Source organism: Pelotalea chapellei, assembly GCF_018531195.1.
Taxonomy (GTDB): domain Bacteria; phylum Desulfobacterota; class Desulfuromonadia; order Geobacterales; family Pseudopelobacteraceae; genus Pelotalea; species Pelotalea chapellei.
In genome coordinates this window covers 100,576-114,966 of sequence record NZ_JAHDYS010000010.1, presented here as the reverse complement: position 1 = coordinate 114,966, position 14,391 = coordinate 100,576, and the positions used below count along the sequence as shown (strand labels likewise).

General features: G+C 50.0%; 9 protein-coding genes. All 9 read right to left on the bottom strand.

Annotated features, from left to right (window positions below; all coding sequences use genetic code 11):
* Positions 1–235 precede the first annotated feature (235 nt).
* The 9 genes from KJB30_RS11910 to KJB30_RS11870 all read right to left on the bottom strand — a co-directional run bounded on the left by KJB30_RS11910 (position 236) and on the right by KJB30_RS11870 (position 14,391).
* Positions 236–3,460 carry a CxxxxCH/CxxCH domain c-type cytochrome gene (locus KJB30_RS11910; RefSeq protein WP_214299533.1) on the bottom strand — a complete coding sequence of 1,075 codons (3,225 nt, stop codon included), beginning with the start codon at positions 3,458–3,460 and terminating at the stop codon, positions 236–238.
* A gap of 30 nt (positions 3,461–3,490) precedes the next feature.
* Positions 3,491–4,336, bottom strand: coding sequence for a cytochrome C (locus tag KJB30_RS11905; protein WP_214299531.1), 846 nt, complete (start codon positions 4,334–4,336; stop codon positions 3,491–3,493).
* A 25-nt stretch (positions 4,337–4,361) separates the two neighbouring features.
* Positions 4,362–6,989 carry a hypothetical protein gene (locus KJB30_RS11900; protein WP_214299529.1) on the bottom strand — a complete coding sequence of 876 codons (2,628 nt, stop codon included), beginning with the start codon at positions 6,987–6,989 and terminating at the stop codon, positions 4,362–4,364.
* Between the two features lie 255 nt (positions 6,990–7,244).
* The gene (locus KJB30_RS11895; protein WP_214299527.1) at positions 7,245–8,615 is read right to left on the bottom strand and encodes a sigma-54-dependent transcriptional regulator; all 1,371 of its coding nucleotides are present in this window, start codon (positions 8,613–8,615) and stop codon (positions 7,245–7,247) included.
* The gene (locus KJB30_RS11890; protein ID WP_246545653.1) at positions 8,612–10,114 is read right to left on the bottom strand and encodes a sensor histidine kinase; all 1,503 of its coding nucleotides are present in this window, start codon (positions 10,112–10,114) and stop codon (positions 8,612–8,614) included. The genes KJB30_RS11895 and KJB30_RS11890 overlap by 4 nt, the downstream gene beginning before the upstream one ends.
* Before the next feature lie 54 nt (positions 10,115–10,168).
* The gene (locus KJB30_RS11885) at positions 10,169–10,696 is read right to left on the bottom strand and encodes a type II secretion system protein (RefSeq protein WP_214299525.1); all 528 of its coding nucleotides are present in this window, start codon (positions 10,694–10,696) and stop codon (positions 10,169–10,171) included.
* Positions 10,686–11,195 carry a RomY N-terminal domain-containing regulatory protein gene (locus KJB30_RS11880; RefSeq protein WP_214299523.1) on the bottom strand — a complete coding sequence of 170 codons (510 nt, stop codon included), beginning with the start codon at positions 11,193–11,195 and terminating at the stop codon, positions 10,686–10,688. The genes KJB30_RS11885 and KJB30_RS11880 overlap by 11 nt, the downstream gene beginning before the upstream one ends.
* 155 nt (positions 11,196–11,350) lie before the next feature.
* Positions 11,351–13,771, bottom strand: coding sequence for a homocysteine S-methyltransferase family protein (locus tag KJB30_RS11875; RefSeq protein ID WP_214299521.1), 2,421 nt, complete (start codon positions 13,769–13,771; stop codon positions 11,351–11,353).
* On the bottom strand, positions 13,768–14,391 hold the full coding sequence (locus KJB30_RS11870) for a GerMN domain-containing protein (RefSeq protein WP_214299514.1): 624 nt from the start codon (positions 14,389–14,391) through the stop codon (positions 13,768–13,770). Before KJB30_RS11870 ends, KJB30_RS11875 begins: the two co-directional genes overlap by 4 nt.

Here is a 14,391-nt window from a genome sequence, read left to right as displayed (position 1 = left end):
AACGTCACAAGCTGCGTCAAATAACTGTCCCACCAAAAACATCATTAAAACACGCCAAACAATGACCATTACATAAACATTTGATATTAAGAAGCTATTATAATCCTGGCAGCCTAATACTCGATATTATTAGAAGACCTAAAACTCATTAGAGCAATTCCGGTGCCAAAAAACTGGTCAATCCCATCCCACATCAGTGGAAGGAGATCTCATCGATCTCCCTCCACTTTCTCCGTTATTTATCGTTTGACCATCGTGGCGTCGGTTGGAAATGGCAGCTTACATTCCAGCAGCTTCCGGTATTGTCAGGCGCCGCTTTCCTGTACTGAGTTGCATCAAGTGACTTGGTAGCGTTGAACTTGTAGTTCACATCTACACGCACGCTGGTTTTTGCCTTTTTCTGCAGAGTTGTGGGCGATGTCATTGGGTGGAAAATTGCTGCTCTTCCAATGTGACCGCTGCCACCATCATTATGGCAAGCGACGCATGGAGAGAATCCTTGTGACGGTTTAACGTTGGCGAGGATATGACCAGCTTTGACATGCGCACCGCCGCCGCCTGAGTAGTTCTCAAGCTTGGCACTGGAGAAATTGCCCTGTGCAGGCACAAAACCTTTTGGTGCAGGCGGATAGCCATGGCACGCATCGCATGCCCTCGGCTTGAATGCATAAGCATCTTTATGGGTATGACAATTAAGACAACCGCTTGTGGGATGGTTAGCGCCTTCGTTGGCATTTCGCCTGTAGTGACTTGTCAGCGTATGGCAGGTCTGGCACACACCGCGATAAGGCGGAGTCAACTGGACCAGGTCGTTTGAAGAGCCATAGGAAATTGTCGAAGTAAGGCTGCCGAAGGTAATGAAGGATTTGATCATATTGCTGTTGGCTGTGCCATGGGCATCATGGCACAGCTTGCAGTCCATGACTGCCACGCCATTTTTAGCAATAACATGGGTTGCAACACTCTGTTTAGCGGCGGCAGGCACTTTGCCGGCATTATTATGGCAACCGAAACAGAGGGTATTATCATTTACTGCAATACGCTTATAGGTGTTCAGCGCATTGGAAATATGGGGACTATCGGGGTCGTGGCAGGCGTTGCACTGACGACTTGCGTTATAGTTGCCAGGGGCCTGACCGTGACCTGTGGCAGTGAAATTCGGTTTAGTTGGAGCTGTAAGTGAATTGATCACCGAAGGAGTGCCGCTATGACAGCTCTCGCAGGTAACTCGACCACCACTCCAGACCGGCAAGACACCATTGGGGTGACAGGTTTTGCAGGTGCTGCCAGCACCACTGATCACTTCAACCGCCCCATTTACGTGGGTAGCAGCCAATTCATTGGTATAGGTGTGGCATTTCGCGCATGAGGTGGCGGCTGCGCCGGACTGCAGGTAGGATTTGGGACCATAACTGCTGCTCATATGGGCATAATGGGCAGCGGAATCAATCAAAGGCCGCCCGGATGCGAGTCCTGGGGAAGCTTTGTGACAGGCGCCGCACTGGCCCGTTGAAAGGGTGGCAAAACTGGGAGCTACCTCGGCAGCTGCTCCCTTGCCGTTGGAATGGCAATATACGGTAGTACAGGTTCCGGCCAGCGGATTGCTGCCGATGCTTCCGGAAAATGAGACATCTTTCTGGGCGTTAACATGCTTGTTCTTATCAATAATGGCCGATGTGGAGTCCACGGTTGCCGCGTGACAGGTTGCACAGGCATAGGCCTTGCCGACAGTTGCGCTGACATGTTTGACGTGAGCGGTACCCGCAAAACCAGCTGCGTTGTCATGACAGGCAGTACACTCGCCACCAGTGCCGATAATGGTGCCTTTGCCATTGGCCCATTGGGGAGCCTTGGTCACATAAGCACCTATCGCAGGCTTGGCGTTACTATGGCAGTATGTAGCGCAGGTGCCCGGTCCGGCATTATTGTTGGGGGCATAGGAAGGTGTTGTTCCAAACCCATTACTGGCCAGAGTGACATCGCTAGCTTTAAAGACATCCTGGAAGGTGCTGCCGCTATTATGGCTGTTTCCTTTGTGGCATTCGTTGCAGGCAAAGGAATAAGGTGCGCCACCGGCATGCACTGTGTGAGGAGTGACAGTTTCATCTTTATAAAAGGCCTGGAGAGCATAACTGACTGATCCATCAAGGGCGTAGCCAGTAGGTCCGCCACCGTGGCTGTCAGAAGGAGGATAACCATGGCACGTGGTACAGGAGGCCGAAAAAGCGCCGTCAGCCGCATCGTGGGCATGACACGACATGCAGAGCTTGCCGTTCGAGCCGGATGCATCATTATGCTCTGTGGGATATGCTCCTCCGGTAGGAACTATATGGCACGACTGGCAGACGCCAGGTTTGGCAACATCGGCATTCTTCCAGTTCCTGCGGCTGCCTGTGTACTGGTAAAAGGCAGCCTTGTTCCTGATAGCTCCCTTGCTTGTGGAAACATTCATGTAACGTCGTACGACATATGTGTTGGGGATGGTTCCATCCACCGTATCAACATGAGCACTGTGACAATCGGCGCACTGGATATTCTGGCCGCGCTTGTTGTGGTTTGGCTTGTTGTGGCAATTGCTGCAGATATTTAGATTCGCGGATGTCGCCCCACGCAGGTCGGTACGGAGCAGGTGCCCCTTGCCAGTTGACAGTCCGCCAAAACCTGATGGACGAATCACATTGGAAGCAGCACTGGAGTGGCTATCAAATGTTCTGCTGTTGGAGTCGGAATAATGTACCCCGTGGCAGGTTGAACAAAGCACGAGACCGGATTTTATTTTCATTTCAGCAGAGCGGTTTGCAGGATTGGTGGGTGGAATGCTGCTATCAAGAGCGTCTTTCTTAAATTTGGCGCTATTTTTAACTCTGGCACTGGTGTAACTGACATTAACCGGGTGGGAGCCAACAGTGTGACTACTCGTATTTCGTGGCCGATGACAGTCCAGACACATCTGATCCTTATCATTAGGCGAACGAAGATAAGGTGATGCAGTTGATTGGAGACCAGAATCACCATGGATATTATGACAACGGGCACAGGTAAGACCATTAACCAGAATCGGTTTGTTCATTCCGTTTGAGGTTGTCTTATAGGGATCAACCGGGGGCAGCGCGCCCGCCTTGGGAACGGTGTCCGTACCTGTCCATTTGTGTGAAGTCTGGTACAGGATCGCCGGGCGTGCGCTGGTGTATGTGCGATAGGGATTGGCAAAATCAGCCTTGTCGAATCTTTTAGTCCGCATACCATTCGCAGCCGGCAGTGGATCAACGCCTCCATTGTGGCAATACAGACAGACATTGTCCCACCCCGAAGCACCAAGCGTTGAGCCGGTGGCGTGGCAGCTCATACAGTTGTAATTCCTGCCGCTGGTGGGATCGTGGGGACCGGGAAGAGCAAACACGAGGCATGGCAGCAATAACACGATGGCGGTTATCAGCATCTTTAAAGTGTATCTGCTCATGGCAAACTCCTGAAAAAATCACATAACATATTATTTATTATGACAAGCCAGACACATGCTGCTTCCTGTGTTGCTCATAGCAAGGAATGGCCGTAATTCCGCTACTGCTCCGGGACCGGCACTATAATTGACATGTGGATCGTGGCAGGATGAACACTCCACGCTGTTGTTGGGTGCGAAGAACCGTATCTTTCCGCCGCTTTTAGTGGATACCGAGGCAAGATCATTGAGACGATTGTTGGATTGTGCCTGAGCTGCGGTATAGGAGAAGCCAATCGGATGATCGTCTGAAAGAAGATTACCGGCATTGACGTCTCCTCCGGGTTCGCCACCAATATTTGTAGCCCCTTTAAAACCGAAACTGAAATCTTGAATCCTGACTTCCCCGGGATAGTTCCCCATATCCACCAGCTGATCACCTAAGTTGTAAACTTCTAACCCTCCTGATGGTGCATCACTACCAGCTTTACTATTATGCAAAACATTAATTGCCGTCTTGCCATCATGACAGCTCAGACAAAGCAACGAAACAGCACCAGGCGCGGTGGCTGCCCGAGCAGTCGGGGTAAGAGTGCGTGAGGATGTGTACATCTTGAAATAGCCGGCATTGTTGTAGTCACCCGGTATGAACTTGTTCCACAAAGGCACCGCTGGCTTGGCATTGTGAGGCGTATGGCAGAAGACACAGACCTGATCCTCATTCACGCTAAAAAATTTGCGATTTATAGGACCCTGCTCATGCGGTAATCCCTTATTCCTATCATCATTATTGGAAAGGTTATGTACCGTGAAGCGTACATTGCCGGAACCGGCAACCGCAGGTGTAGCTCCCATAACCGAGCAGCAGAATCCGAATATGAGCATGTATTTTTTCATAGGAGTAATCCTGTTCATTTTTCTTTCAATTACGCGTCTTTTTAGGCTTGGATGCATTTACGTCAGTACCAGCCTGGGCCAGTGTTTTCACAGTGCTGTTACCTGCAGCATCAGTGGCCACAACAGTCACTAGCTTGGGATTATAGGAGAGCCCTGTCAGGTCTGCCAACCAGGTGCCAGTAGAAGAATCGACCGTAACCTTGCCGATGCTTTTAACGCCGTCCTTGACACCAACACCTGCACCAGGTTCCATCGTTCCGGTCAGCGCTGCCGGGAAGTTCCCCTTATACCCATCAATATTCAGGTCTGGCTGCGTAATATCGTAAATAACATTACGTGTTGCAGAGGTTGTATTGCCGGCTGCATCCGTGAGTGTCAGCAACACCGGGTACATACCTTCCTGTGAGAGAGGAAGATCAAACGTAAAGTTACCGGCGTTAATCGGTACGGAAGCCGTCTGTCCGTTCGCGGAGTAAACCAGGGTCAATTCGCTGTTATCGCTAACAGTTCCCGAAATATTAATTATCGATTTGTTGGTAGCCAAATCTTGGGACGGTGATGAAATAGCAAGTAACGGCCTGATGCTATCCTGAACTACTGAACGTTTTACTGTTGAACTGTTGCCGTAAAGATCGGTAGCGGTAATTTCAATGGTGTTAAGACCTGCCGGCAGATTGAGGTCTGCTGTCCAGCTATTGCCACTCATCACTGCCACCACTCCAGACACACTGACCACAGCGGTTTTGTCGACGGTACCGTTAACAGTGATGACAGAGGCGTTGGTTATGGAGTTGTCCATGGGAGCAGAGACATTGATAACGGGCTGTGTCGAATCAAAGTTGATTGTTCTCGTGTCGGCTGAAATGTTTCCGGCGGCATCAACGGCAACGACTGAAATAACATTGGCACCGGTTGCCAGTGTCACGGCGGAGCTGAACGTGTTGTTGCTGATGCTCGCAGGCTGGTTGTTTATGAGAACATTGACCGATCCGGCATCGCTTACCGTTCCGGTAATGTTCTGAACCTGCGTGCTTGTGTAGCTGCCATCGGCAAGTGCGGAAACGGCCAACTGCGGAGCAGCACTGTCCAGGACGATATCAGTACTGGCAACTGCCTTTTCACTCATCGGCTTCTGGGCAGTTATAGAGAAATGGTTGGATCCTTCGGCCAATGCAGCTGCATATGACCAGGTTGTACCCACAACCAAGGCTGGAGCTGTCACAGTTGTGGCAGTATTGGTAACTGTTACCGTTGATTCCGCATCCACTGTTCCTGAGATTGTTACGGTTGAGCTATTGGTCAGAGTGGAACTAGCTGGTGAGAGAGTGATTTTCGGAGCAGGCAGCGTGTATTTTACATTTACCGATTGCTGAGTGCTGGTACCCGCAGCACCGGTAGCAGTAACAGTTATGACATTATCGCCGCCTGTCAGGCCTTTGATGTCGCACTTCCATGTTGAAGATGAAGTAAAGACTACCGGACCGGCAGTAGCTATGGTGGATGTTGTGATGACAATATTCGCGTTATTTCCAACTGATCCGCTGATAGTCAGATCGGGGGCCGAAACATTTGCCAGTACCGGATCTATGGCGAGTGTCGGCGGAGTGGTGTCGACAGGGTTAGTTCCTCCATCAATGCCGAAGGCGGCAACATTGCCAAGTCCATTAGCAACCAGCAGGCGGCTGTTCTGAGCATCAAAAACAACATCAGTCGGCACTGAAAGCTGCCCGTTGGCAGTACCATAGCTGCCGATGTAGTTGTTAAGTGGATTGGTACCTGCCATATACAGAGCAGTACCTGCACCAGCGGGGTCTATTGCCTGAATATTCCCTTGAAACGAATCTACAACATACATTCTGTTCAAAACAGGAACAGCATCTTTACTGTATTCAAAGGCTACTCCCTGTGGGGAGGTGAATTTCATCGGACCCGTTCCAGCTATCCCTATTTTTTTGATAAAGGTTCCGTTGACATCAAAGAACTGAATCCGATAGTTCAATGTGTCTACCACAGCAAGTTGACGGGAAATTTTTTCAAAGGCTATGCCGGTTGGCTTGAAAAACAGGGCATTTGCAGTTCCGCGGGAGCCGAAACTTTTGACAAAGGTTCCCGACGCAGTAAATACGAGTACTTTGTGAGCGGAACTGTCTGTAACATAAATGAAGCCTGTTACGTCATCAACGGCAATACCATCGGCAAATACAAACTGGCCGTCAAGCCTCCCTGCTTCGCTGCCATCGCCATTAAGCATGGCGACAAACGCCCCCTGACTGACAAGCAGTTTCCCATCCTGGGCGATCGCGATTCCTTGCGGTACACCGGCCGTCTGAATAGATTGGACCGGAATGCCATACTTGTTGAACTTAATGACGCCACCGTTGCGGGTGTCAGCCACGAAAAAATTACCTTCAGCATCCAGCGCGACTCGAACAGGAGACCGCAATCCCTGTGTCACCGGCGAGAGAACTGTTACTACTGGTGAAGCAGACACTGCATTGACAGTATCTATCCGCCAAAACGCTAGAATCGTCACTATCAGAGTACAAGGAAGTACTAGCTTTATAAAAGGGCGCCACATGTCCATGCCTCCGTTATGATTGGAGTTTTCTAGCATAAAGCCAATCAGCACACCATTGGTGGCCAACCGTCTCATGACTAATACTGCAACAGAAATGCCATTTTGGAGATTTTAGCCACATTAAATAAATACTACAGACACGCTTCCCATAGAAGCTTACGGGAAGCGTGTCTGCAATGTTTGTCCATCTCTCTTTGGTTAATCGACCCGTCTGTTATGGGCAAAGAATTAAACGCCATTTAACGGGTTCACCCTCATATACATAGTGTTTCAACATTGGGCCCAAAATGACTCAAGAGATGGCAGCCCATAGCCAATGCCTTACCTCAGCTACTTGAGGTAACCGAATTTTTTCATTCGGTACCGGAAAGCATCAATTCCAAGGTTCAGCTTTTTGGCGGCTTTTGACTGATTCCATTCAGTGATATCCAGCGCCTGTCGAATCAATTCTTTTTCAACTTCTTCAATGTCGAGACCTTCGGGGGGCAGTCGGAAAGTGGATGCGGCAGGGCCACGCTGACTGGAGGCCTTGGCCACAATTTCGAGGGGGAGATGCTCAAGCAGGAGAGTTTCATCGTTTCCGAGGATAATAGCTCGTTCTATAACGTTTTTCAGCTCACGGACGTTGCCAGGCCAGCTGTAGTCGACCATAAGACGCTCAGCCATTGCAGCAATACCCTGCACTCTTTTGTTGAAGTCGTTGTTGTATAATTTTATGAAATGTGTTGCCAGGGGAATTATATCTTCTCGTCTTTCCCTCAGGGATGGAAGAAAAATTGGGATAACCTGCAGACGATAGTAGAGGTCGTTGCGGAATGTTTTTTCCTCGATCGATCTCTGCAAATCCTTATTGGTAGCAGAGATAATGCGCACATCCACCGTATATACCCTTCCACCACCGATACGCCTGAAGGAACGATCTTCAAGAAAACGGAGCAGCTTGGCCTGCATGCCCATTTCCATGTCGCCGATTTCATCCAGAAACACGGTACCACCTTCTGCCAATTCAAAGAGACCTTTTTTGGTCACCTTTGCATCGGTGAAGGCTCCTTTTTCGTGACCAAAAAGTTCGCTCTCCAGGAGAGTTGCAGGTACTGCGGCGCAGTTGATTGCGACAAAAGGTTTTTCTGCGCGGTTGGAACTGTAGTGAATCCATTTTGCCACAAGCTCTTTACCGGTGCCCGATTCTCCCTGCACCAGAACCGTTGAAGCCTCACTTTTGGCAACTTTGTCCAGCACCTCCATCAAATACTTCATGTGACGGCTGTCACCGATTATGTTAGGTGCCGTTTTCTTTGTTTCCGAACGCAAACGCGCCACTTCACGTTTGAGATCCGAGTTTTCCAATGCCTTTTTGATGACTATGGAAAGTTCGTCAAGATTAAAAGGTTTGCTGATGTAATCATAGGCTCCGACGCGCATGGCATTCACAGCCGTCTCAAGCCCACCGTGAGCGGTGACCATGATCACAATGATATCTTCATCATACTCTTTGATTTTTTCAAGAACCTCAATCCCGCTGATACCAGGCAACTGAATATCCAGCAGCACCAGATCCGGCTGTTCTTCACGGGCCAGACGCAGAGCATCCTCCCCGTTTCCTGCGGTTAACACCTCATACCCCTGTTTTTTAAGGTTCTGCTCCAGGGACCAGCGAATCAGGTGCTCATCATCAACAACCAGGATCTTGTTCCGCTTCATGCCGCTATCTCCTTATTCATTTCCCGTTCAATATCACAAACATTGCATGCAGGCAGCTCTATGGTAAATGTGGTGCCGGTACTGTCATCACTGGTAACCGTAAGTTCTCCATTGTGCAAATGGATGAGCTTGCTGCAGATGGCCAGCCCCAGACCGGTACCCTGAGCTTTGGTAGTATAAAAGGGGGTAAATATCTTTTCCAGAATCGGCGCTGGTATACCGGTACCGGTATCGGCTACCTCTATCCTTACATATTCCCTTTCTTCTCTGAATACGCATCCGGTTGTTATGGAAAGAGTTCCCCCCCCCACCATGGCTTGAAAAGCGTTCAGGATGAGATTGAGAAATACTTGCTGCATCTGCTTGGAATCGGCAAACACCGGAGGAATAAGCGGGGCAAGCAGAAGTTTTTTTTCAACATGCATCACTGAGCGATGCTGGGAAGCGAACTTTACTGTTTTAGCGATGACATCATTGATATCGATGCATGTCAATTCAGGCAGGGAGGGCTTGCCAAAGAAGAGCAGGTCGTTGACTGTTTTATCCAGGCGCTGCACCTGCTGAATTACTTCTCCAAGAATTTCTCCACGGGGGTCAGTCGAATCGAGATCGTCCTTAATAATGGTTACCGCGGCAGAGATACCAGCGAGTGGGTTTTTGACCTCATGGGCTATACCTGCAGCCATTTCACCAATAGAAGCAAGTCGGTCCGCCCGTTCCAGCTGCTGAAAATGGAGCTGTTCAAGTTCCTCTTTTGCAGCGGCAAGGCGATCCACCATAGAGTTAAAGCTGCTGGTCAAACGGCCGATTTCATCCTTACCGCAATATTCTATATGTACGTCAAGATGCCCATTTTCCACCCGTAACATCTCTTCAGTAATACGATCGAGCGGACGCTTCATGAACTTGAACAGAATCAGTGAAATGGTGATGGCAAGAAAAGCGGTTATGGCAATGGATGAAATTACAAAAATCCGTGATGACTGCACCATCTGCATCTTGGTTCGGTTCAGTGAGTAATTAACATTCAAGACGCCGATGACACGCGCCTTGGAACCATGACATGCATGACAGGCGGGTTCATTGTAGATCGGCTTGACCATTGACAGCACTTCCCCGTGCAAGGGAAGCTGGAAGATTTCAAAGGGCTTTGTACTCTGGTACAGGGCGTAGTCATTGGGTCTGACAGATTGACCCACCTCCGAAGGGTTCGATGAACGCAGAACCATTCCTTGAGGATGAAAAATACGTACGCCGACAAGTTGATTGTGCTGGCCCACCATGGCAAGAATCGAACCCACATCCTGCACATTGCCCATATGCATTGCATGAAAAATACTGCTTTCAATAGTGTGGAGCAGCAGCTCGGTGTTTTCCCGGGCCATGCCGATGAACTGGGATTGCTGCTGACGAACGTTAAAGAACGTATAACAATAGATGCCACTCACCAAGAGAGTGATTGTAGTAATAATGATGCGGGTGGTCAGGCTTTTAAACAATCAGATTCTCCTGGGCGAGCACAGGTAACTTTGGCGGCGTTAAAAACATCATTATCAGCGCTGACGACCTGCGAGTGTTCCAGCCTGATTGTTCCCCGGCGTGGTACCCGCTGCAGTATAGATAAACTTCCAGTCGCTATATTTCTGCTTTTCAGTGAAATCCTTCAAATCATCCGGAAACCCACCAATCTTGAGAGGTTTAGCCGGACTGGTACTTGCCACCCCAACAATCCCCTTGTTGGGATCTTTGATGACTTCCCACTCTTTACCGGTGATTGGATCAAGGTACAGTTTCCGCAAGTAAGGATCCGTTGAAGGAGTACTGGGATCATCCAGCAGATCCTTGAGTTCCCACAGGGGGGTGGGTTGGCGTGGCGCGGAGGTGCCTGATGTCCTGGGTTTATACCATCGGGCTATGGCATCCCTGATCTGAACTCCGCGAAAGAGTAATTCCTCCTCGCGCTCGCGCTGGATAATTGTTTTCCAGGATTGGCCAACCATACCCATCATGATCCCCATGATCATGATCAGCATCAGGGCCATCAAATAGGTAAATCCTTTATTATCAAGCTTATTTTCCATTGGCGCCGAAGAATGAGAGGATGGCATCATCCAGACTCACAATGTTCTTCGGTGTTTCTTCCACGGGTGAGGTCCGTTCCTGTGGGCGGGAAGGCTTGGCCGGCATTTCAAAAAGAAGCGAAATATCTGTCTGAGATGAAGTGGATTGTTTTACCGGAGACACAGAAAAGAAATCAACAGAGGCATCGGCCAGTTCCGGGGATTCGAGCGGGATCGTATTAAAAACTGGAGCCTGAACAACGAAGGCATGTTCGTCGAACTCACCAGCCTTGAGGCGGCGCATCATCTCCTTATGCTGCTCCTTCATCAACTCAGCTACTACCTCTTTGAGATTATCTGCTTTGATAATATCGGCATAACTTGTTTTGCTGGAACTGAGAATGACACCCCCTCTGTAGAGCAGGGTTATAATATGTGGATTGGCAGTACCGCTGTCCTCTGTCTGGACATGGAAAACCTCTCCTTTGTACATGATGTTGTGGTTAAAGCCGAGAACCATGGCTGAGACCTTCCGTCTTTTACCGTATTTTTTTAGCAAAGTACCATAAAAACAGGCAATTGCAAAGCACTAAAACTCAGCCAAATGCCGGAACGATTTAGTTCTCCAACCTCAGGTCAGGATGTTTTTAGCATCCCTGAACATTCATCAATAATTTAGTCCCCAGCCCCCAGCAACTGTTTTATTCTGGCCACAGCTTCCATGGCATCACGGGCATAAAGATCGGCCCCGATACTGTCTGCATACTCCTGAGTCACCACTGCCCCTCCAACCATAGTGAACGTTTTGATCCCGGCCGCTTTCAGTTTTTTTATCACATTGTTCATTTCAGACATGGTTGTGGTCATCAGCGCTGACAGACCGACGGCATCCACTGCATGCTCCCTGGCTTTGGCCACTATCGTGGCTGCAGATACATTTTTGCCTATATCAAACACTTCGAAACCATGGTTTTCCAGAAGGGTACAGACGATGTTCTTGCCGATGTCGTGGATATCACCCTCGACGGTAGCCATAAGGATTCGGCCGCGACTTTCGAAAGCCTGGCCCTTCATTTCTTCTTTGAGACGGACAAAACCAGCCTGCATCGTATCAGCAGACTGCATTACCTGCGGCAGGAAGTAGATGTTTTTTTCAAATCGACGACCCACCTCTTCCAGGCCAGGCAAAAACCCCTCATTGCTAACCTGCATAGGGGTTAATCCTTCCTTGAACGCCTCCTCTACCAATGAAACGATTCCGTCGCGATCACCGCTGATAACTGCCTGGGTAAGACGTTCGCGAATGGAAAGCGGCAAGCCGGAATCTGGTCGGACAGACTCAGAACCAGCCTGTTCACCGCGATATGCTTCAATATAAGCGGCTGCCTGATGGTCACGGTTGAGCAACACCATGGCAGAGCGCCAGGCGTCCATCATAGCCTTATCCCTGGGATTGATAATGGCCGCATCAAGACCGGCCGCCATGGCCATGGAAAAGAATGCGGAGGAAATAATCGGCCGCTGGGGCAGACCGAAAGAAATATTGCTGACGCCCAAAACCGTAGAAAGACCCAGTTTTTCCTTTACGAGACTGATGGTGCGCAGAGTTTCGGCGGCCCGTTTCTGTTCAGCGCTGACAGTCAGGGTAAGGCAATCGATGATGATGTCATGATCAGGAATCCCCTGGCGCCTGGCTGCATTGCGGATGCGTTTGGCTATTGCCAGCCTCCCTTCGGCACTGTCAGGGATACCTTTGGCATCCAGTGTCAGCCCGATAACCGCAGCTCCATACTTTTTGGCCAGCGGCAATACCTTGGAAAGACTTTTAACCTCACCGGATACCGAATTGATCAGCACTTTTCCGTCTGCAGCCTTCAAACCACGTTCCAGTGCAGCAGGACTGGAAGAATCCAGCACAAGCGGAATCCCGGTGGCTGCACTTGCACAAAAGACCGCTCGCTCCATGGCAGCCGGCTCATCAACTCCCGGAGCCCCTACGTTTATATCCAGAAGCGTGGCCCCCATCCTGGCTTGTTCCATAGCTTCCTGACGGATATATGCAACTTTCCCCTCATGAAGTTCCTGTGAATACACTTTTTTCCCCGTCGGATTGATACGCTCTCCAATGATGGCGGTTTTGTTCTGTCTGCCGACAGCAGTCCACCCGGAGCGACTGGAAAGAAATGTAATGCCGGCGGGTTTCTCTTCTGCCTGCCATGGCTGCTGGCGTTGTGCAAGTGCCTCTTTCATTGCCCGGATATGGGTCGGCGTGGTGCCGCAACAGCCACCGATGATCCGCACGCCCAACGCAATCAATCGATCGTGATAAGCGGTCATCTCCTCGGGCGTTCCAGGAAAGATCGTTACCCCGTCCTTCAGCAGCGGCAAGCCGGCATTGGCCTGGGAGATAAGCGGAAGATGAGTGACGTGGCGCATCTTTGAAAGGATATCGTAAATCCCGTCAACACCCAGTCCACAATTGGAACCCACCAGGTCGGCTCCGCTGGCCGTGAGGGTAATGGCGGCTGACTCTGGCGGCGTACCCAGCACCGACCGACCATTATCATCAAAAGTAAGCATGGCGATGATCGGAATGGTGGCGGAGACCTCACGTATGGCAATTACCGCAGCACGACATTCCTTTATATCCAGAAAGGTTTCCAGACTGATCAGATCAGCTCCGGCGCCAACCAGAGCTTCGGCCTGTTCGCGAAAAGCACCTTTCATATCATCGAAGGTAACTTCCCCCACCTGCTCAACGAATTGTCCGGTGGGACCAATGGAGGCTCCTACATATGCCATGCCCCGCGCTTCCTTGCGTGCAATCTCCACAGCCCGGCTATTGATCTCGGCCAATCTGGATTCAAGACCGTAGTGTGACAATTTGAAACGGGTTCCACCAAAAGTATTGGTAATAATTATGTCGGCGCCAGCTTCAATATAGTCGCGATGGACAGAGGCAACCACCTCCGGCATGGTCAGGTTGAGTTCCTCCGGGGACTGGCCAGGCTTGAGACCGCGCTCTTGCAGCATTGTTCCCATAGCACCATCAAGGATCAGCACCCGTTCCTGAATTGCTTCACGAAATGGTTTCATTTGGTTCCCTTCCTAGCATCGTTTTTTGGTGAACTGGCTGCCGGGTCGGCAGGCAGCGGTGCAGGACTCTGTTCAAGTGAAAAATCAGGTGCCAGGGGATCTGAAAGATCAAGATGCTTCAGCACTGCCTTTTCATCACCTTCTATGTTAAGTTTAACCTTGGAAACACTGGGGAAATTAACGCAGACAGTATTTACAATAGAGTAGACAGCGGCCATTTCGGCTGAGCTGCCCGAAACTGCTTCCTCAGAAAAATCACGACTGAGATCAACAACTGCCATATCCCCGACTACCTGAACACCTTTGAGGGCAGTACCTTCAGGCAGTGCTTCATCCAATTCACCAACTGGTCCATTGAACAATTCATCCAGTACCGCCTTCATGCAAACTTCTGTTCCGGAACATGCTTCCATCTGACGTCCTTCTCTTACCAGCCTGCCACCTTCATCTATAAAGAACAGTACTGCTGTATGCTGACCCGCAGGCTGCTGAACCGGTGGCGTGGGCTTAACCATGCGACTGGTCTTGTATTTCCCCCAGATCAGCACAGCAAATACAAGGGCCAGCACCACAAACGGTATTACAAGACTCATGTTGCTGCGTTTATGCAACGGCGGCAT